This is a genomic window from Shewanella dokdonensis, from assembly GCF_018394335.1.
GTDB lineage: Bacteria > Pseudomonadota > Gammaproteobacteria > Enterobacterales > Shewanellaceae > Shewanella > Shewanella dokdonensis.
This window is the reverse complement of the sequence record NZ_CP074572.1, coordinates 2,302,759-2,323,779: the sequence shown is the minus strand read 5'-3', so window position 1 is coordinate 2,323,779 and position 21,021 is coordinate 2,302,759. Positions and strand designations below refer to the sequence as shown.

At 50.2% G+C, this 21,021-nt stretch carries 18 protein-coding genes and 2 pseudogenes; all 20 read right to left on the bottom strand.

Going from position 1 to position 21,021, the window contains the following annotated elements; all coding sequences use genetic code 11:
* Positions 1-68 precede the first annotated feature (68 nt).
* The 20 genes and pseudogenes from KHX94_RS11175 to KHX94_RS11085 all read right to left on the bottom strand — a co-directional run bounded on the left by KHX94_RS11175 (position 69) and on the right by KHX94_RS11085 (position 20,387).
* Positions 69-3,671, bottom strand: a complete 3,603-nt coding sequence (locus tag KHX94_RS11175) for a DUF6701 domain-containing protein (RefSeq protein WP_213680697.1) — start codon at positions 3,669-3,671, stop codon at positions 69-71.
* 58 nt (positions 3,672-3,729) lie between these two features.
* On the bottom strand, positions 3,730-4,179 hold the full coding sequence (locus tag KHX94_RS11170; RefSeq protein ID WP_213680696.1) for an MSHA biogenesis protein MshP: 450 nt from the start codon (positions 4,177-4,179) through the stop codon (positions 3,730-3,732).
* Positions 4,169-4,957 (bottom strand): PilW family protein, encoded by a 789-nt coding sequence (locus KHX94_RS11165; protein WP_213680695.1) that lies wholly within the window; start codon positions 4,955-4,957, stop codon positions 4,169-4,171. The genes KHX94_RS11170 and KHX94_RS11165 overlap by 11 nt, the downstream gene beginning before the upstream one ends.
* The gene (locus tag KHX94_RS11160; RefSeq protein WP_244859113.1) at positions 4,957-5,445 is read right to left on the bottom strand and encodes a type II secretion system protein; all 489 of its coding nucleotides are present in this window, start codon (positions 5,443-5,445) and stop codon (positions 4,957-4,959) included. The genes KHX94_RS11165 and KHX94_RS11160 overlap by 1 nt, the downstream gene beginning before the upstream one ends.
* Positions 5,435-5,965, bottom strand: coding sequence for a prepilin-type N-terminal cleavage/methylation domain-containing protein (locus KHX94_RS11155; RefSeq protein ID WP_244859112.1), 531 nt, complete (start codon positions 5,963-5,965; stop codon positions 5,435-5,437). Before KHX94_RS11155 ends, KHX94_RS11160 begins: the two co-directional genes overlap by 11 nt.
* A 20-nt stretch (positions 5,966-5,985) precedes the next feature.
* Positions 5,986-6,498: a prepilin-type N-terminal cleavage/methylation domain-containing protein gene (locus tag KHX94_RS11150; protein ID WP_213680693.1), complete on the bottom strand. Its 513-nt coding sequence runs from the start codon at positions 6,496-6,498 to the stop codon at positions 5,986-5,988.
* Positions 6,499-6,531: 33 nt separating this feature from the next.
* Positions 6,532-7,134: a pilus assembly FimT family protein gene (locus KHX94_RS11145; protein WP_213680692.1), complete on the bottom strand. Its 603-nt coding sequence runs from the start codon at positions 7,132-7,134 to the stop codon at positions 6,532-6,534.
* Positions 7,135-7,188: 54 nt separating this feature from the next.
* On the bottom strand, positions 7,189-7,680 hold the full coding sequence (locus tag KHX94_RS11140) for an MSHA biogenesis protein MshF (RefSeq protein WP_213680691.1): 492 nt from the start codon (positions 7,678-7,680) through the stop codon (positions 7,189-7,191).
* Positions 7,680-8,900 (bottom strand): type II secretion system F family protein, encoded by a 1,221-nt coding sequence (locus KHX94_RS11135; protein WP_213680690.1) that lies wholly within the window; start codon positions 8,898-8,900, stop codon positions 7,680-7,682. Before KHX94_RS11135 ends, KHX94_RS11140 begins: the two co-directional genes overlap by 1 nt.
* A pseudogene (locus tag KHX94_RS11130) lies at positions 8,900-10,656 on the bottom strand (GspE/PulE family protein). Before KHX94_RS11130 ends, KHX94_RS11135 begins: the two are co-directional and overlap by 1 nt.
* On the bottom strand, positions 10,653-11,861 hold the full coding sequence (locus KHX94_RS11125; RefSeq protein ID WP_213680689.1) for a tetratricopeptide repeat protein: 1,209 nt from the start codon (positions 11,859-11,861) through the stop codon (positions 10,653-10,655). The pseudogene KHX94_RS11130 and the gene KHX94_RS11125 overlap by 4 nt, the downstream one beginning before the upstream one ends.
* Positions 11,858-12,753: pseudogene (locus KHX94_RS11120) on the bottom strand (ExeA family protein). Before KHX94_RS11120 ends, KHX94_RS11125 begins: the two are co-directional and overlap by 4 nt.
* A 15-nt stretch (positions 12,754-12,768) precedes the next feature.
* On the bottom strand, positions 12,769-14,451 hold the full coding sequence (gene mshL, locus KHX94_RS11115) for a pilus (MSHA type) biogenesis protein MshL (RefSeq protein ID WP_213680688.1): 1,683 nt from the start codon (positions 14,449-14,451) through the stop codon (positions 12,769-12,771).
* 3 nt (positions 14,452-14,454) lie between these two features.
* Entirely contained in the window at positions 14,455-14,784 is a 330-nt protein-coding gene (locus KHX94_RS11110; protein ID WP_213680687.1) for an MSHA biogenesis protein MshK, read from the bottom strand.
* Positions 14,768-15,049, bottom strand: a complete 282-nt coding sequence (locus tag KHX94_RS21485; protein WP_342345761.1) for a hypothetical protein — start codon at positions 15,047-15,049, stop codon at positions 14,768-14,770. Before KHX94_RS21485 ends, KHX94_RS11110 begins: the two co-directional genes overlap by 17 nt.
* Complete coding sequence (locus tag KHX94_RS21480) at positions 15,046-15,423, bottom strand: hypothetical protein (RefSeq protein ID WP_342345760.1); 378 nt, start codon at positions 15,421-15,423, stop codon at positions 15,046-15,048. The genes KHX94_RS21485 and KHX94_RS21480 overlap by 4 nt, the downstream gene beginning before the upstream one ends.
* Positions 15,420-15,911, bottom strand: coding sequence for a PilN domain-containing protein (locus KHX94_RS11100; RefSeq protein WP_213680686.1), 492 nt, complete (start codon positions 15,909-15,911; stop codon positions 15,420-15,422). The genes KHX94_RS21480 and KHX94_RS11100 overlap by 4 nt, the downstream gene beginning before the upstream one ends.
* 106 nt (positions 15,912-16,017) lie before the next feature.
* Positions 16,018-16,860, bottom strand: a complete 843-nt coding sequence (locus KHX94_RS11095) for an MSHA biogenesis protein MshI (protein ID WP_213680685.1) — start codon at positions 16,858-16,860, stop codon at positions 16,018-16,020.
* Between the two features lie 208 nt (positions 16,861-17,068).
* Positions 17,069-18,973 carry an RNase E specificity factor CsrD gene (csrD, locus tag KHX94_RS11090; RefSeq protein ID WP_213683415.1) on the bottom strand — a complete coding sequence of 635 codons (1,905 nt, stop codon included), beginning with the start codon at positions 18,971-18,973 and terminating at the stop codon, positions 17,069-17,071.
* A 166-nt stretch (positions 18,974-19,139) separates the two neighbouring features.
* On the bottom strand, positions 19,140-20,387 hold the full coding sequence (locus KHX94_RS11085) for a malic enzyme-like NAD(P)-binding protein (protein ID WP_213680684.1): 1,248 nt from the start codon (positions 20,385-20,387) through the stop codon (positions 19,140-19,142).
* Positions 20,388-21,021 lie beyond the last annotated feature (634 nt).

Genomic DNA, 21,021 nt, shown 5'->3' with positions numbered 1-21,021 from the left:
AGTACTGTAAAATGGCACAGATTGAGCGCTGATTTTCTGCCACAGTCAAGTAGTTTTCCGGCAGTTAATCAGCGTACCTCGCGCCAGTTAATAATACGGTCATTACCGCGGTAACGGCCAAAGTAAGCACTGGCACGCGGGTCAAGCAACTCACTGTTATTGCCGTTCCAGTCCCAATACCACTTGAGCCAATCGGGCACCGCCAGCGGAGCGGTGACTTTGCCTTGATAACCACCATCAGCGCGCCACAGCAATTGCAATTCGCCATGACTGAGTTTGCCGTCGCCTGCACGCTGGATACTCTGACCATTCGCCAACGCGGGATCAAACACATAACCTAAAGCGCTGTCATCTACCTGAGTCTGTAGTGCGGGAGTTACCAGGCTACAACTGTCATCGCTATTCAGTTGCCAATGACTACCGTTCCAATACTGCGCCTGCCCCGGCATTAACAATTGCTGGTTTTCCGGCCCATAGGTATTGGCTAGCACTATGCGGCCATGGCGCATGTTGAGATTCCCCAGTTTGACCGCGGCTAAAGTTGGCATCATGTGCTCGCTGTCTCGCATCATGGGTATCGCATCTGGATCTACAGCCACCACGCCGACGGCTAGTACCGGAAACGGCCCATCCACGTTTGTAGGTGCCAATCGCTGAAAACTGAGCGTGCCATTGTTGAGAATGATCTGCCCATGATCCCAACTACCGCTAAACTCGCTCATTCTGGCCGATAAATCTGTACCGCTATTTTCCGCTTGCCAGGAGGCAATTCCTTTAGCGAATTCGCCGTGATAGTTCAAGGTTATCTGTGATGCAGTGTTGACGGCATTCATCACCAGTTTTGTTACATTAACCTGCTGATCCATATAGGTAAAACTACCGCAACCTTCGGTAAGGGTAGCGTTTTCCACCGTAAACGCGGCCGGATAAAATCGGCCGACTCGGGCCTTATTACCCGCCGGGATCTTAAATGCTGAACTCCCTTCATACGGTAACTCTGTGGAGGCATCAAAACCAAAAATCCCCACTTCACTAACACTCTGCTCCACTAAGGTGCCGTCAGTGCCTATTTGCTGACGAAACTGCTTGGTTCCTAATTCTCCGGGATTACCATTTATTGGGGCCAACAGCTCGTGCGCCATGGTGATACCATTCATAGCAAAGGAGGGCGTATCTGGGTTATCGCAGATGTCAGGATCGTTGTCAGCGCTCCAAGCTTTGGCTCGTACCCGTAAACTAAAGGAATCGCCCGCTTTTTTATACCCGCTGCAAGCCGCATAGTTATTAGCGCTACACTGGATGTCATCTTTGGGCGTGACACATAAGCCCACAGGGAAACTGACAAAACTGCCAGCACCATCCATCACCAGCCCTTGGTCATTACTACTAGCAGAACCGCTGTAACGGACATCAAGTTCAACTTTACCAGCGTCCGCATAATTAACATCTATGCGGGCTTGTCCTTGGTTATCGAAAGCCAATGCAAATGTTTTAGCGCCACTTTCTTCATTGCCGATATTGGTCCAACTGGTTTGTCCCGAAGGCCTTAACTGTACGCTATAAGGACTTGCAATAACTTCAGAAAGGTACTGACTCCAGAAGTTCACCTGCCGAGTCACATTGGCAAACGCAGGAACGCATTGGGCACTACCATCGCTTTTTACAGCCTTGAGTAAAACATTACTTACTGGCTTTCCGGCCAACTTATCAGGAATATCCAGCATAAAACCGCTGTCAGCAAATGTAAGAGTGCACGCGGCGGCGCTCAATGCACCACTGCCCTTACGGCATAATGTTTGACTAAACGCTTTCGTTAAAGGCTCAGATCCCAGCACGCCTACAGTGACATTTCCCACTTGTGTGTGTGCTAAGTCCACCGTGGTACTGCCGCCAGTGAAACTCACCACATTGCCACCGTTCCAGCCTCCTGTTGCATTACTGGTTGGCGTTAATGTGGCTGTCACCGTGCCAGTATACAACTGGCTGCAATCAGCATTGGCACAGGCTTTTAGCGTCAGAGTCTGAGGATTACACGTAAGCGGAGTTCCCGAGTAATCAAACTCGAAATGATCGATAAGCGTGTCAACTGGTGAGGATTTCAGCGCACAAATTTGTAAACTGCCCAGTTCGTGAATATTGGTCAAACTGCCAGTAGACCCCGTCAGTGATAACAGGAAATTATCCGGGGCGGCACTCTGTCCCGACTGTGAATTGACATTGAACGAATCAATCAACGTGTTGTAACCGTTGCCAGTATTACGTTCAACTTTAACCACAGAACCGCCAGCAACTCGCGAGTCGATAGTAATACGATAGCGATAATTGCCATTACTGTTGCCATCGATGGCAGGAGACAGGCAGTTAGTACCTGTGTTATAGGCGCCATTGTTACAAGTACCGCGCAAGTAGCGATAGCCAGAGGTGCCACTACCAGAACCACGGATCACCACCGACTGCCGACGCGAGCCCACATTGGTTGAGCCACCTTCGGCCGAGTAATTGCCGTATTCATCCAGACCGATCCCTAACCAACCACCCGCAAAACCTGGAATACCCGGCTTAAAACCGTACCCCAACGGGCCACCAAACGCGCCGGGTTGCGGTGTTACATGTGCATCAGACACCACAATTGCCATACCGTCAGCACCACTGCCACCGTACGCATAATGGTTGAATTCAATGGTGACGAGATTGTCATCACCGGGGAATAACCGCTGATATGTTGCTGAAGTGGCTTGGTTAACGATATTTTGCGTTAATCGCAGACGCTGATTCACAATAGAGGGGATGAAATTACCACTACTGCGAGCAGCCACCCAATTGTCACCTAGTGTGTTACTGGTAAAATTATCGGTAAAACACGTGAGCGGCGTTACTGGTGAAGATCCTGCATAAATAATTTTACTGCCCGATTTAATATTGACGTTTCTGGCACTGACCTGTCCGGTGATAATAGAGTTGTTTTCCAGTGTCACATCGCCTTCCACATAAAAACTACCCTGAGTTTGGCTAGTGCTGGTCATGGTCATGTTGCCAGAGACATAAACATCCAAGGCACTATCCCCAGACAGAGTTGAGGCACCATCCGAACGGTAATCACCATTGATATACAACTTGGTAGAGCCGCTACCAACAACACTGATAGCACCCGAGTTTATATTCAGCGTACCGTCAATAATGTAGGTTTTGCCTGCCAGTAACGTTAACTTGCTATCGTTATAAAAAGTCAAACCGCGAATTACATAGGTATCATAACTATCAGAAAAGCTAGCGCTCCCATAATTAATAACAACCCGTCCCACATCCCAGCGACTACTACTTACCGCATAGCCGTACCAAAAATTTTGGCCGAAGGTGACTGGGGTGTCGGTCCAAGGAGACACGGTGTAGCTATAAGGATCATTAGATTGTAAAAAACTCACCTGATTGCGGACATTACTGGGTGAGTGAGTCACCTCGCACTTACTGACACCGCAGGCGGTATTACTCATCTCAGAGTCATAATGTTTGACATTCACAAAGCAGACATCCGGCTGGTTATAGCCTTCAATCTTGGAACTCGACTGCATGTATAAGGTTCCCTGCGCATCATGGCTCTGCGCCGGGCCGGGAAACACACTATTACAGTCAATTGCCGCCAATGCCGGAAGCGATGTCATTAGCCATAACATAACAGCAATTAGCCTCGGCCATTTATGCACTCGTGACGAACTAGTGATACCCAGCAGACTATTCACGGGCTTCAACCTCCACGCTACGACTGACACGCAAACACTGCTCACTATCGCCACTACTACAATCACCCGTTTCACACACAGCAGTGCTGCGCACAATATATTGAGTGACATCATTGGCGGTTTGGCTGACGCAACTCAGAGATACGCTACAACCGTGAAAACCGGGTTTATCTGGCGGTGTCCAAATAGAACTCGACGCACATGTTGCGACACTGCCATTGAGTGGGAATAACTGTGCCAAGGCGGCATCAGCGCCGCTATTGGCTGCGGCGAAAGCCCGCAGACTCCATACTTCCAAGTTAACATCTTCATCAGCGTTATTGCCCATGCGCAGCAAGGCTACCGCTAAAAATGACATCATCACAATGACAAAAATAGCAATCACCAAGGCACTGCCCTGTTGTTGTCGACGTGGCTGAATGGGGTTCGGACTAAGGCACATTAAACACCTGCACCTGGTGCTGATAAGTGAAAGACTCGCCTAGGATACTGAATCTAGGACGTAACTGCACAATGGCATTGTTAGTCAGGCTCGGAGGTGTCAGCGCTAACGGTAACTCTGCTAAAAAATCATTACTGAGATCTTCTGCCATGAGCACTCCGGTTGCCGCCGGTGGCAATGGCTGTAACGCCTGATAACCATAATTGCTATAACGACGGATCTGACCGCTGGCAAAAAAACAGTAGCTGACAGGTTGCCAAGCGGCATACCAGCGACGGCCAGGAGACTCTTCAGCAAAGGCAACTGAACTATCAAACACGATTTCAGTGGTATCACCTGTGGTGGAGGCGTTCTTGATATTATAACGTTTATGATTGGCAACCGTATAAACGTCAGCCGTAGACAGCGGATACACCAGCAGTTGCATGCCATTTTGCAAAGAGGTTGGCGGTGTAAAAACCTGCATACGGTCAGCCGTAGTATCCGGCGCCATTGGCAGCGATAGATAACTGCCAGAAACACTCACAGGCAAAAACTCTAAGCATTGCAAATTGCCACTGTCGGCTAGGCGAACACTCCCCGGCACAGTATTTTGCAGTTCACGGGTGAGCCGACTCATAACAAAACGGCTGCTGCCGATGATGCGATCCACCGCGCTGGAATCCATAAAAATACGGGTGCCAAAGATAAGAAAACTACTAACACCCACCGCAAGAATACCGAGAATAATAATCACGGTAACCAGTTCCACCAGCGTAAACCCCATGTGCCGACGCATCAGTAGTTACTCCTGAGCGCATTAAACTGGATAGCTTCGCCTGCGGGCGTTGTGACTGTGATGGTAATCAGCTTACTGATTTTCGGATCATCACTGCTGATGTTGACAACCAAGCCATAGCCTGGGTAGGTATCGTGATAAGTCTGACCGCTGTTAAGCATCTCTGAATTTTCGTTCAGACCATCATAATCATCCACAATATTGTAATTATCGCGATTCTTTACTGTATGACTGATGGAACAAGGATTATCAGCCCGGCTACCGCACGCTGGCACACCGCCGAAGCCAGTATTTTTATCATAGGTTTTACCCCAGATTTCATTCAGTACTGAACCTGCCAGTTCGCTGGCACGCACTCGTTGCAAGGTGGCGGCCGCGCGGTCACTCTGCGGAAACAGCACGCTAGTCAGTAACACCATCGCAATACTCAACACCAACATGCCGATGACCAGCTCAATCAATGTGAAGCCTTGCCGCTCAGCCTTCATGGATATAGCCCTCAGACTCAATGGCAATCCCCAGCGTTTCATCCGCAATCACCTGCAAACAGGCGCCGCTACAGCTTAGGCTTCCGGGGAAAAAGATACTACGACCATCGCTATCAAACTGGATGGAAAAGGTCGCATTATTGTGAAATTCAAGGTGTGAGTAACGCGGGAAAAGTTGAGTGTTACCGTTAGAGGGCACCTGAGCCTCATCTTTGGGCTCACTATTACAATCACTTTCTAGATGATCAACCCGATAACCCTTGTCATTAACCTGCAGCCAATAACAACGATCGGGATTGTTCACGGCAAGCATCTGCACCCGCCGTAACTCACTGATAAATTGCTGCTGCAAAGCGTAGGCGCTGAACGAACCAGCGCCGATAAGCTTGGGCAACACTACCACTGACAAGATTGCCAGCAGTAGGATGGTGACTACCAGCTCAACTAGCGTGAAGCCCTTATTTAACCGGGTTCTTAAAACAAGAGGAAAAATCACCTGTACATTTAATTCAGAACCCAAGGCGACCAATCCTCCTATTATTAGCAACCTGTAGTAACAACTACCACAGAAGGCAGACTTTTACTTGTCGCTTCAGTGTATGTAGCACTGCAAGTATTACCGTCTGCATCAGCTGGAGCGCCCTTCTGCCATATTGTTGCTGTACCAGCGGTATCATCGGTACCGGCCGTAACATTTATAATCCAGTCATTTGTAACCCCAGCAGTAGGTCCTGAACCTGCACCTAGATCTATGTCAGCACCTTTCTTTAATCCATCGATAGTTGCAGGTAAATAACCATACACAATGTCTATTGTCTGATCTTGGTTGTCTTTAATTGTCGATTTACCTAATTTTTCTTTCCCAGCCAACGCAGCTTTTGAATACACCAGTGAGTTAGCCCCCTGAATCGCGCCTTTTAATCCCTGCAAGGCGGAGACGCGGGCATCTGACTGCAAATTCAAAAACTTAGGTGCCGCCACCACTGCCAAGATCCCCAGAATGATGATCACCACCACCAGTTCGATCAGTGTAAAACCTTGTTGCTTTCTCATATAAAAACATCCCTTAAACGTTTGTAATAAAAGTTAATTGGTAAAACTCAATACCTGACCGGTACCCGGATTATAGGTAATGCCTTTAACACCAGAGGTGTTTATATCCGGTGTAGGACTTGGAACACCATTTGTCTGATTAAGCACTAGCGAAGACACTTGGTAAAACACACACAGATCCAGATTATTGACCACTGTGCCATTGATTGCGGTAGCACTGCCACCGCCACCACTGATAACCTGCACCACATAGCGCTGGGTTCTGGCATCCTGAGTCACACGCACATTCTTAGGTGCGCTTTGCAATACATTGTTAAACACTTCTTGGCAACTGGCGCTGGTCATGCCAGTAGCCGAAGTATTGGTCAAGCCAGTGGGATAACCGAAGCGGCTGTCTAGGGACACGGTAGTGCCGTCCAGCGTGACATTAGTGTTGTTGCGACCATCCACTTCCCATTGTGATCGCACAAAAGCTACCGCAGTAGCCAAACCGCCAGTGACCCCTTCAAGACTGGCATTTTCCGCATCATCGGTGACATTAAGAAATCTAGGAATGGCGGTTGCAGCCAATAGTCCCAAGATCACAATCACGATCACCAGTTCAATTAATGAAAACCCCTGCACATTCCGCTTCATCTAACACTCCTCTCATCAGGAAAGTCGATCTTAACAACTATATGGCTATTTGCCTCATTGTTCTGCTTTGGCAGTCAAAAAAATGACTCTACCGTTACGCAACTGGTAGCGGATACTTGGCCCAGAACTGCTCTGATAATCGCACTGCTGTGCATCCGTCTGATAACTCACCGTAATACCAGCCTGCGCCACCGAAGCTCCTAATAGCTGTTGCCAGAGTTGCTGGCAACCCGCGGCATCAAAGGTCGCAGGCAACGGCCAGCCGCCCTTATCCATCAACAGTGCATCTTGCTGAGGCACTCCTGACAGTTGCCAGTCAGCCAGTAAGGTGGAGGGTTTGCCCTGGCTGAGCCACTGTGAGCGCACCATGGCTAACACATTCAGTAAACGGTTATGCTCCAGCTGTAAACTGTTGTCTGCCACTTGCTGCAAGCCATTAAAGTAGCGGATACCGATAATCCCCAGGAGTAACAACAACAGCGCCAAGGCAATAAGCTGGCGATATATCGACATCAGGCTGTCATCGGCACTGCGCTGCGCTGCCATTATCGGCCGCCCTTGACCACACTGAGCATATCCCACATCGGCAGGTAGATCCCCAGCGCCAGCACCAATACAATGGCCGCCACAAAACCGATAAGAATCGGTTCCAGCTTGGCGGTGAGATTCTTCAAATCGAAATCCACTTCACCTTCATAAAAATCGGCGGCATCATTCAACAATTGGTCTATCTGCCCCGTTTCTTCCCCGACCGCCACCATCTGTAATACCAACGGGGTGAACAGATGGCTGGTGTTAGAGACCCGCAACATCGACTCGCCAGCTTCAATGCCGCGCCGCATATCAACAATCTTGTCGTGCATATAACTGTTATCCACCGCATCGGCCACTAGACTCAACGCCTGTGTCATGGGCACCCCGGCACTCAGCATCATGGCAAAACTACGGCAGTAACGCGCCAAGGTGGAACGTTCGATAATGGAACCCACTGCCGGGATATGCAGCTTCCACTGATCCCATTGCTTCTCGCCTTTTTCGGTGCGGTGCCAGTAGCGGATCCCCACAATTGCCAGCAGCAGCGCAAATAGCATCAGCGGCCAGTAATTCACAAACAAGTTGGAAGTACCGATCAAAATGCGGGTGGGTAACGGCAGTTCGGCGTGAAAACGGGCAAACATATCAGCAAATTTGGGGATCACCATAATATTGAGGATCACCATCGCCAACGCGACCGCGATCAACACAAAAGTTGGGTAACGCATTGCCGATTTAATCCGTCGCCGTGTCTCCTGCTCCCGCTCGAGATACACCGACAGTTGCATAAAGGCGTCTTCCAGTTTGCCGGTGTTTTCCCCAACATGCACCATAGAGACAAACAAGGCGTCAAACACATCAGGGTGATGGTTCATCGCTGACGACAGGGTATGCCCGGCAGTAAGTTGCTCAGAAACATCTTGCAGCGCTTCTTTCATTCGCTGTGAATGGGTGGTTTCCGACAGTCCAGCAATAGCCCGCAGTATTGGGATACCGCTGCGGGTCAGCGAATACATTTGCCGGGTAAAAATTTGTAGTTCATCCAGCCGGACTTTGCGCTTTAACAGGCTAGATAAATCCAACTGTTGTCGCGGTTTGATTTCGCGTAACTGCAATGGAATAACCGCCCTTGCCAACAGCATATCGGCAGCCGCACTCTCGGATGTTGCTTCCAATGTGCCATTGACCGCCACCCCGCTGCCATCGCGTCCGCGATATTCATATAGCGCCATCAGTGTGCCTCATCCCGTGCTTGCAGCTGTTGCGATAACGACTGCGGACTTTCGGAGACATCTTCCACCAGCTTGGCCACTTCCTCGATGGTAGTGAGCCCCTGTTGCAGGTAAGTCAGAGCAGAAACCAACAAAGGGGTAAATAACTGGCTGGCCTTGGCGGCTTCCGCAAAAGCCTGAGGGTTGCCAATGCGCATGGCATCAATCATCGCCTCGTCCAGCTCCAGCAGCTCAAACACCCCGATACGACCGCGATACCCAGTGCCAGCACAACTCTGGCAACCAGTACCCACGCGGAATGTGGCTTGACTGAAATCCTGCTGACTGACACTGGCTAACCAGGCGTGTTCCTGGGCTGTTGGCTGATAAGGAACCGCACAGTTTTTACAGACGCGGCGCACCAGCCGCTGTGCAATAATCACCCGCAAAGCACTGGCCACCAGATAGCTGGCAGCGCCCATATCCAGCAGTCGCAAGGCACTGGTGATGGCGTCATTGGTATGCAAGGTAGAGAGGACGAAGTGACCAGTCAGTGCCCCACGCAGGCCAATTTCCACGGTTTCCTGGTCACGCATTTCCCCCACCATGATAATGTCGGGGTCTTGACGCAACGTAGTGCGCAGTACGTTAGAAAAATCGAGGCCAATTTTATGGTTAACTTGTACCTGGTTGATACGTGGCAACTGGTATTCCACCGGATCTTCCACTGTGATGATCTTGCTCTCGGCCTTGTTCAGCTCACTCAGAATGCCATACAGCGTGGTAGTTTTACCGCTACCGGTCGGGCCGGTCACCAGCAGCATGCCGTGTGGCCGTTTTATCTGCCGCCGAACCCGATTAAGAATATACGGCGGCATCCCGGTTTCATTTAATGTTAGCAAGCCAGCGGATTGATCCAGCAAACGCATCACCACAGATTCACCGTGATAAATGGGCATGGTGGACATACGCACATCGATTTGATGGCCTTTGACTTCAATGTGAAAACGGCCATCCTGCGGCAAGCGTTTTTCAGAAATATCCAGCCCGGCCATGAGTTTCAGACGCAGCACCAACGCTGATGCGATATTGACTTCCTTGAGTACGGTTTCCTGCAACAAGCCATCCACCCGTTGGCGGATACGCAGCGATTTGTCACCCGGTTCGATGTGAATGTCTGAGGCGCGAACCTGCACCGCATCTTCAAAAATGGTCTGTAACAATCTGACGACAGTGGTTTCGTTGTCACTGTCACCCTGCGTCAGGCTGGCAAGGTCAAACTGCTCATCGGCGGCATATTCCTCTTCCAACTGTCCGGCCATTTCAGCGATATGTCCGGTAAGACGGTAAAGGTTGTCAAAGGCATCAAATAGCTGTTGTTCCTTAACCACCACCAGTTCCAGCCGCCGCGGCGCCAGCAGTATTTCCAGTTCATCCAATGCCTGCAAATCGGCCGGATCACTCATTGCCACTTGCACACTGTCACCGCTGGCGCTGATAACTAAGGCGCGGAAACGCCGAGCTTGGGTTTCGGTCAGCAGGTTGACCACTTCCGGCGGGATCGCCCGGCGACTGATATCAACTAAAGGAATATTCAGCTGCTGCGACAAAAACTGGAGCAGTTGATCCTCGGAGATATAGGTCATATCAATCAGTGTACGCCCCAGCTTGCGACCGGTTTTTTCTGCTCTGCCAAAGCGTTGAGCAACTGCTGTTCTGAGATGATCTGTTCTTGAACCAACAGGTCACCAAGGCGCATTTTCAGCTTAGGCTTCACTGACGGTCTCCTATCTGGGCAATTCGGTTTTCAATATAAGCGCGGGCATCTAGCGACAGGTTGTCGCGTTGCAATGCCTGACGGTATGACGCCAGCGCGGCCGGATAGTCGCTAGCGGCGTCCTGCGCATGTGCCAAGCCCAGCCACCAGCGGCCATCATTGGCAGCCGAGGCAACCAGTTTCTGATAGCTCTGCTGCATTAACACCCAGTCACTGTTCTGCTGCCCAAGTTTAGCCAAGGTTAGCCATTTATCGGTGGCCAACTCGGACGTATCAGCAATATGTTGCAAACTGGCCTGTGCCTCGGCAGATTTGCCCTGCGCCAGTTGTACGCGACCCAGCAGCAACCAAAACTGCTGCTGTGAGGGATAATGATTAACTCCGTTTTGCAGCAAGGCGGCAGCATCGGTTAACTGTCCGGCACCGTAATAAAGCGCCGCTAACTGTGTACGAGCGGAATGCAATGCCGGATACAACTCCAGCGCCCGCTGCAAGGCGGCAACTGCGGTAGCCATATCACCGTTTTGCTGGGCATTCATGCCGGCCTGATATTGCCGCTGCGCCAGTTGTTCCGGCGTCAACTTGACTTCAGTGATCTGCATCTTGCCGGTAGTTGCTGTCTCTGTTGGTTTGACTGCGGCAGCGTTAATACTGGGTTTGCGAGCGTCTGCTACTGCGGTTTGCGGATTACCGTCTGTATCACTCGCGGTTTGGCGGTTAGCTTTTGGCAACTCTGCGGCTACCGCAACCTCAGGAGTTATGGTGGGCGCAGCAACAGCAGAAGACGGGCGTGATGCCGCATCTACATGAGTCGTTATAGGCACAGCAGTCGCTGTTGGCTGCGCTGCCGTTTCTTGAGTAACCGTTGTTGGTGCTAGTGCTGCTTGAGGAGTTTCCGTTGTAACGGTTGGCGCGGCAACTGTCTGAGTTTCGGTCGCGCTTGCAGCCGCCACCGCTGGCGTTGGCAGTGCTGACATTTGTGGCGCTGACGGTGAAACAGTGCCGGCATGAGGACGGTTGTTAAAGATGGTCCAACCATAAATGCCCACGGCGACTAGCAGCACACCAGCGATAAGTCCTAACCAGAGTAACCGCCAGGGCTGTGATGCTGAGAGCGGCACTGCGGTATGTTGTGGCACGCCAGACAAGGCATGCGGTTGCTGGCGCTTGTCGAGATCTTTTAGCATCTGATTGACAACGCTCACCAGGACACTCCTTTTATATATCCAACCACTGCCAGCGATACCAGTAACAACGCCCCCGTCCACAACCAACGATGGCTGTTCAGTGGTGAAGCATCCTCGGTATCGGCAATGGCCGCCCGCAACTGTTTATTGGTCACCTTGGCAAGCCCCTCGCCATAACTCAGCAACAGTGCTTTATGGGCAAGAATGTTGATCAATCTTGGAATACCTCGGGATGCTTTGGTCAGTTTTTTAATCATGGAGACGCTGAACAACGGGGCACCTTGATAACCCGATACCGCTAAACGGTGTCGCAAATAGGCGCCGACTTCTGCCCCCTGTAGTGGCCGCAACTGATAGCTAAAGGTGATACGTTGGCGCAACTGTCGAAACTGTTTTTGCGCCAAACGCTGATCCAGTTCAGGCTGCCCAAACAATACCACCTGCACTAACTTGCGCTGTTCGGTTTCCAGATTGGTAAACAGCCGTAATGCCTCCAAACTATCATCAGGCAGCGCCTGCCTCATCCAGTAGCAGCACTATCTGCTTATCTTCCGCACTGAGCTGCAACAATCGCTGTTGAATAAGCCCGGTTAAATGCTGTTGGTCACAACTCTGCGGCAATGAAATCCCTAATTCCTCGGCGACCGCGACTCGCAACTCCGCCGGAGTCAGGTAGGGATTAGGCAACCAAGCACAGACAAACTGCGCCGACAATTCGTTAAGCAGTTTGCGGCAGATTAAGGTCTTGCCGGTGCCCACTTCGCCAGTAACTTTGATAAAACCTTCACCGGTCTGCAACGCCACTTGCAGCACTTGCAGCGCCTCAACATGCGGCGGCAGTCCGAAAAAACTCGGTGTTCGGCGTCAGTGCAAACGGCATGCTACGCATACCAAAATGCTGCAGATACATGGCACCTCTGGCCTGTTAGTTACTCTGCGGATACCAGCGATCCAGCAGGGATTGTGAACGCTTTAATTCCTGTTTCCAGGTATCACCTTCTACCACAGTTGGTTTTAGCAAGATCACCAGTTCGGTTTTCTGCACCGCTTTAACCTTGTTGGTAAACAGTTGTCCTAAAAGGGGCACATCGCCCAATAACGGCACTTTGGAGACTTTCTCTGAGGTATCACTTTTCATCAGGCCGCCAATCACCACCACATCACCTGATTTAGCGCGAATGACAGTGTCAGACTCACGGATCTGACTCTGAGCTAATGGCAGATCCAGCGTTGAATCGCCCACTTGGATACTCTTTTGCTGGTCATTCACCTCGGTGACTGAGGGGTGAACATGCAGTAATACATTGCCGTTATCATCAATCTGAGGGGTCACGTCCAGCGCAATGCCCGAGAAAAACGGGGTTAACTGCACATCTGGCGTGGTGACGGATGTGGCAGAGCTGGCTACGGTAGTAGAAGAAACATCGGTGACATAGTATTCATCGGTACCGACTTTAATCACCGCCTTTTGATTGTTGGAAGCTGTCACCCTTGGGCTAGACAATACGTCTACATCGCCTTGCGTATCGAGCAAGCTGATCAGCGCCGAGAAATCCGACCCCGTTAATGACAAAGAGGTCACACCGCCCAATGACTGACTGATAGTGTCACTAAACTGTCCAGGGCTGGTATTGAAACTTACAGAGGTGTTGCCATGCGCTAAAGCACTGCCGAGCACATTCTGCCACTGGATCCCTTGTTGGTAGCCATCAGACAGTCGCACTTCCAAGATTTTCGCTTCTAGGATCACCTGGCGTTGCAGATGATCTTCCGATTGTTTCAAGAAGCTATGGATCTGGCGTAATTCATCGGGATAGGCGCGTATAGTTACCAGTCCGGCCTGCGGGCTGACCACAACGCCACGACCATCACCCGACCCGACAATAGCTTCAAGAGTCTTTTGCAGTTGCGTCCAGAAGTCAGTTTTGGTTTCGGAACTGATAAAAGTGCCATTAGTGCTGTTGCTGCGGCTATTGCTATCACGGTTATTGCTATAACCTGATGAATCAAACTTGGACGAAAACGAGCTGTTTCCTGTTCGGTTATTTTGGTTATTGTTATTATTGTTGTTGCCATCACTGATACGGCCAGAACTGACCGAAGTCAACGACAACCCCACCCGTTCCATATCCAGATAATTCACCGGGAAGGTTTCAGTGCGCATGCCCGCCGGGAACACCTGTAGCACTTTGCCATCGCGGCTGATTTCATAGCCGTAGATATCCTGCACGACTTTCAGCACTTCACTGAGCGTGACTCCTTTCAACGATAAGGAAATGGTGCCGCTAACATTAGGGTGCACCGCAACACTGAGTGGTGTTCCTTCAACTAAGCTGGCAAAAAATACTTTGGCATCCACATCGTGCGCAGACACGTTGAAACGACGTTCCGCCGCCACTTGGGTATCAAGGCCACTGAGCAGATTATTTCCTGTCAATTCTTGTTGTAACTGCTGCGGCAAGGGCGCTGCGGGTGGCACAGGTTTCGCCGTTGCCGGTTGTAAAGATTCCCGCAGAGCCGAGCGAGAAGCTTCTGGTGCCGGACGTGTGGTCTGACAGGCCGCCAGCGTCACCGCAAGCAAAGGCAGAATAAAAATAAGTTTGCTCATGCGTTATCTCTTCTTATTTGGCTCGGTGATTTTTTTGAACAACTGTAACCTGCGGCCATCTGCCAACAGCACTTCGTTAGCGCCAATATAGCGGATTGCCGTACCTTGCAGTCGCGCACCTTGGCGATACAACTGATTGTTAATAATCGCTTTGGCTCCAGTAGCCCCTTGAATAATGCTGTTCAATACCAGCGACTCAGCCGTGCCACTGTGAGTGGTGTTAACACTTGTCATCCCTACGGGAGGCATAGTGGGGTCACGCAAACTGGCGGCCTTGGCGGGTGCTGCCAGTATCAACAGTGCCAATACGGCCACATTAATGAGTTGCCACACTGATAAAGTCCTTATTGATGCTGACGGTATACAATGCCAGTTTGACACTAGCTTCGGGGAACTGCTGTACTTGATAATCCAGACTTTGCCAGTAGAGTTTTTCTGGCATCTCTTCTACGGTACGGACGAATTTCAACACAGAAAAATAATCCCCCACAAATGTCAGGCTGATGCCATGACTATAGAGGTTCATCTGTTCCTTGCCCTCATCGCCCACCACCAACAGCGGCGTAGGAGCGATAGAATGGAACTCTTGCAATTTCACCCCTGACTCTGCTGTAGCAGTTTAGTCAATAATGCAGGCATACGCGCCGCCGGGATGAGATCGACCGTTTCACTGTTTAGCCGCTGATCCAGCGCCACAATCTGTTGTTGCAGAGTATCAATCTGCTGGTGCAATGCCTGATTGGGATCTTGCGCAAGACGTTGCTGTAACAATGCAATCTGCTCACTATTGCCCTGGCGCAGATTGACGACTGAGTGTAACTGTTGCTGTTGCCGCTGATATTGTAGCCATAGGGATTCCATAGGCAGATACAGCAACACGGCGATCAGCACCCAGCAGACACCAGCGACCATAACCCGTTCACGCCGCGACAGTTGGTCAAACTTCGATGACAAATTCCCGAAGGCACTCATTGTTTTTCTGCCTCCTTCGCCGCCGTGGTCAGCCGGAAGGCCAACGGTTGTTGCTCGCCACGATTCATGGTCATTGAAGCGAACGCTTTACCTTTAAAACTTTCGGTGTCACTGAGACGCACCACCCAGTTAGGCACATTTTCTGGCTTCAGGGTATAACCTTCAAACAACAGGTTTTGTGGTGCTAAATGGATATGGGATAACCAGACACTACCATCGGCCACCTTGGCCAACTCCTCTAGCATGTTGGTAAACCCCGATGACTTGAATTGCTCACGCTTAGCCAGTTCCGTTAATAGCAGTGTTTTAAGCTGCTGCTCCTGAGTCATCTGGCTTAGTTTTGCCTGTAGAGCGGCGTCCGGCTGATGTTTGCTCAGCGCCTGTTGCAGACTATTTTTCTGTTGTTCTAGCGTGGCATTTTGTTGCTGTAACGTTTGCAGTTGCTGATTGACTTGTTGCTGTTGCCACCAGCCAAATGCTAGGAACACGCCCCCAACAGCAGCAGTCCTAAAGAAAATAACAGCGTTCTGGCAAAACTCAGCCGTAACTTAGCGGGCAGCAACTCAGCGCTATACAGATTGATCCGGGTTTTACTCATGCCCTCTCCCGCTGTAATTCGGCAAACGCTAACGCCGCCATTTTCGCGCCCACCTGTTCACAGGCCGTTGCCTGTACTGGCTGGTTGAAATTCGCGGAAACCGCTTTGACCAAGGCATCCGTTGCGCCCTGTACCAGCAGGTCGATAGCCGCTACCGGCGGTTGCCGCAGTTGGCTTTCAAAGAAATCCATGGAGCGCTGGATCTCTAGGCTAAGATTATCCGCAACTCCCAAATGCAGGGCATCGGCATCAACATTATCCAGTTCCCGAAAACCACGGATGCGTCGATGCATACACAATTCCCCGGCACGCACCACCGTCAGCAGTACATCTTCAGCGGGGACATGACTGATAACCAGTCTGGCATGTGACTCATCAGCAAACAGGTTGGTTGGCATCAACTCTTCCACTGAGATGCCGGCAAAACGCATACCCGCCGCATCAGCACTTTGGGCAATAGCTGACAACACGGCTTTATCCGTAATAACCACTTGTAACTTGTTGCTATTGGTCAGTGACGACTCAAAATAATCCAGATGAATATTCTGTGGCGGCATTGCCACCATATCTTTAACCGACCAGAGTAATGCCTGTGCCACTTCTTCGGCAGCCACTGCTGGTTTATCCGCCGTAACCAATTGATAAAATGTCGGGCAGAGAACCAACTGGATCAGTGATGGGCCGATGTCGGCAGCGATGCGGTTAAACAGTGCAGACCAATTTTGGCTGTGGGGATAACTGGCGCTGTAGGGCGTTTGTCCCGCCGCCGAACGGTATACCCAGGCGGTGTCATCTCCCAGAAAAATCCCGGTAGGTGTTACTGCCAAACGAGATTTCATAAACGGCATTTTTATTAATGGTTTATTTGCCATATCAACAATCGGTTCCACATCCTGTAAAAATCGCTTTGCGAGGCCTTAACTTGCGGCTTAATACATTTGACAGTGTCAATAAAATGTCATGACAAAGTTATTCTACACGCTAATTTTTTCATTTTATAAGGAATATTTACGTAAACCCTGAGGTAGCGCAAGCCTATCAAAATATTTAACTCACCGCGGCCGGTTCTGGATCAGCAAACCAAGGGCCTTGTGCGGCACTGACCCCCAACACCCGTAATGTCTGCCACTCTTCAAACTGTTCAACGCCCTCGGCGATCACTTCCACATCGGTTTGATGCAAACCACCGAGCAAACTACGGATAAACAGTTGATTCTCAGCCCGCAGGTGGATCTGTTTGATCAGCGAACGATGTAACTTTAACAGCGCAAAACTACCTTCAGTGATGTACTGGCTGCTGACCACCTGCAAGCCCACATGATCGACACACAAGCGGGCGCCCATTTTGCGGATCAGCCGTAGCTTAGGTTGTAATTCCTGCTGGCAACGGCTGGCAACCGCTTCATCCACTTCGAAGATCAGCCGCGGCGCCAAATCCCGATGTTCCAGTAATAAAGTACGCAGCCAACGCATGAAATCATTATTCATCAGTGTATCTTCCGAGAGATTCACGCTGAAAATCGCCTCGGCGTTGGCTTTAGGCAGTAGTTCATAAACCACTTTTTCTATCGTTTGTCGTTCAATTTTAGGCAACAAGCCACATTTTGCCGCCATTGGCAAAAACAGGGTCGCTCGCACCAAAGTACCATTGGGTTCCTTAGCGCGGGTAAATATTTCCTGGTGATGTAGCTTACCTTCCGTATCAAAAACCGGCTGCGCAAATACAACAAAACGCCGCTGTTCTAATGCCAGTTCCAAAAAGCTACGCCAACGCACGGAGCCTCTGGCAAACTCAGCATCGACCGCCCCTTTATCATACATAAACCAAGTGCTAACGCCTTGGATCTGTGCGGCTCTGAGGGCCATTTCAGCTTCTTCCAACAACTGTTGTTGGTTATCGCCCAACTTGAAATATGCACCACCAAGATGACAACTGTTACTACGGTTTTGCAGTTCGCGTGGTAACAGGCTGGTGCACAGTTTAATCAACTTGGCCGCTAGCTGCTCCGCTTCTGCCAGACTGATTTGAGTCACCACAATCGCCAACTGATTGTAACTGCGGCGGGCGAACACACTGTTGGCTTGGCTATGTAACAACCGACTGATATGGGCAACATTGAGATTGAGATAATCGCCCATTTGCCCTTCGCCGCTGAGCTGCTCCAACTCTTCAAATTCCAGTAACAACAATACGCCATGCGCCATCATGCCCTGTGCATTACTTAGCGCATTCAGACGGTTGTCTAAAAACAGGCGGTTGCCGATATGGGTTTCATGATCCAGAAAAGTATTGCTGCGGATGAAATTATCAAAACGAGCACGCTCTTTACGGGCATCGGCAAGCTCATCCAGTAACTTACTTAACGCCCGGTTGATAAAACGAGGATGACTAACACTGCTTAGATTACGTGCTTGCGGGTAACGCCCTTTGAGGATCAAGCGGCAGCGGTCGGCAACGGTTTCCATCCCTTGCAGTTGCTGCGAATACCACAGATATCCGAGTCGCAACAGCAGCAAGAGTAACAACAGCGTTGTCAGTAATAACCACCAGTCACCGCTCGATGGGAAATAATGCTGCCATGGCGAGCGCAGTCGCAATTCAGCCCAGATATCCGCCTGTTCATCCAACAACAGACGCATGCTACGCTGGCCGTTTGAGGCATGAGCGCGACTAAATTGTTGTCGCAGTTGTGTCCCTTGCCAGATCCGCACTTCGGTAATATCGGTCAGTGCCAATAGCGGTGGTAACCAATTATCGGCCTGGGTTAGCTGCCCATCCCGATAATGTTGCAACAACTGTTGCTGTATCACATTTAGCTGTTGCTGTTGCTGCTGGCTGACAATGCGCCAGTAGCCAACAAAAGTGAATAGCAAACCAATAACCAACAACGCCAGCAATGACCACAACCAGAAGCGGGTCAGTCGGGTTGTCAGCATACGGGTAAGATTCATGGTCTGGCGTTCCTGCCGTTGGTAATAAGACATCCAGCCACAGTGCAATTGATGCAAACTGCAGTGCCACCTGGTTGATTATTAAGCTGAATTAACCAAATGGCAACCATATAAAGGATTAAGAAGTCGGCCGCAAACGCACCAGATGCGGCCACGACCCAAACGATCAGCGCAGATAATCTGCCGGCAGCTCAGTCACCTGGGCACTGCCAGAAGCAATCGCTGCTTCAGCAACCGCTCGGGCTACTCGCGGCAGCAGCCGTGGGTCCATCGGCTTTGGCAACACATATTCAGGCCCAAAACTGAGCGAATTAACATCTGGATAAGCAGCCAACACTTCGGCGGGAACCGCTTCCCGAGCCAAACCGGCAATGGCATGCACCGCCGCCAGTTTCATCTCATCATTGATGCGCCGTGCTCTGACATCCAGCGCCCCACGGAAGATAAATGGGAAACACAGCACATTGTTGACTTGATTAGGATAATCACTGCGACCAGTGCCCATGATTAAGTCTTTACGCACCGCATGGGCCAGTTCCGGTTTGATTTCTGGATCTGGATTTGAACAGGCAAACACAATTGGCCGTTCTGCCATGAGTGCAATATCGTCGGCGCTTAACACATTGGCGCCAGACACCCCAAGAAACACATCCGCCCCTTGAATAACATCATGCAGGGTGCGTTTGTCAGTGTTGTTGGCAAACAACGATTTATATTCGTTAAGATCGCTGCGGCGGCTATGGATAACGCCTTTACGATCGAGCATATAGATGTTTTCCCGTAATGCCCCACACTTAACCAGCAGCGACATACAGGCAACGGCCGCAGCGCCCGCACCCATGCAAACAAATACCGCTTGCGCGATCTGCTTGCCCTGAATTTCCAACGCATTCAGCATCCCCGCCGCGGTGACAATAGCGGTACCATGCTGATCATCGTGGAACACCGGAATACTGCAACGCTTAATCAGTTCCTGTTCAATTTCAAAACACTCTGGCGCCTTAATATCTTCCAGGTTGATACCGCCAAAAGTATCGGCAATGGCCGCCACCGTGTTGATAAATTCTTCATTGGTACGGTGTTTCACTTCAATATCGGTAGCATCGATATTAGCAAAGCGTTTGAATAACAGTGCTTTACCTTCCATCACCGGTTTCGAAGCTAAAGGCCCAAGATTACCTAGCCCTAAAATAGCGGTGCCATTGGTGATCACCGCTACGGTATTGCCTTTATTGGTATAGCGGTAAGCCTCGGCAGCGTTGGCGGCGATTTCTCGCACTGGCTCTGCCACGCCGGGGCTGTATGCCAAGGCCAAATCCAAACTGGTGCTAGCCGCTTTCGTCAAGGCAACGGCGGTTTTTCCGGGAACGGGGAACTGATGGTAATCAAGTGCTTTCTGACGTAAATCGCTCATGGTGGATCCTGATACAGGGCAAAGTATTTTAATAATTATTCGCGAACCGAAACATTAAGAGCAAAGCATCGGAACGCCTGAAAATAGGGGCTGTAAAGATACTTGAAAGCTTAGGTGAATAAAACTGCTTCTGGCTATTTTTTACTATAAAAATAAGAATTTATCTAATGGATGCCAAAGCGAAGTAACGCATGTGCGAGAGAATAGAAGCCAGATTCCAAGAATGTATTAAAACAACATTCTGCGCCCCCTAAAAGCGGCTTTTAATGGTGATATTGCGGCTAAATTTAATTAACTTACTGATCTCTGATACTAACTGACATTTTCATTGGTAAACCATTTTTTTGCGTAACGACACCACAAGCGGGGGCAGTAACAACCGCTAAACCTGCTTGCGCAACTGACCACTTACGGACAGATATTACCCTACAGTGCCCATCTTATTGATGAAGAAGCACAGAGTGAGGCACGCGAACAGTCGATGTCCATCCGTTTACTGCGTGAAATGCGCTCAGCGTTTAACAACAAGCGGTACGGCAATGTGCGTAAACCTGGCTCAGCTAAACACCCGCGTTTGCCTATTTTGCGCACTATGTTTGCTGCATCGGCTTACCTGAAAAGGTGTTTATCCTTT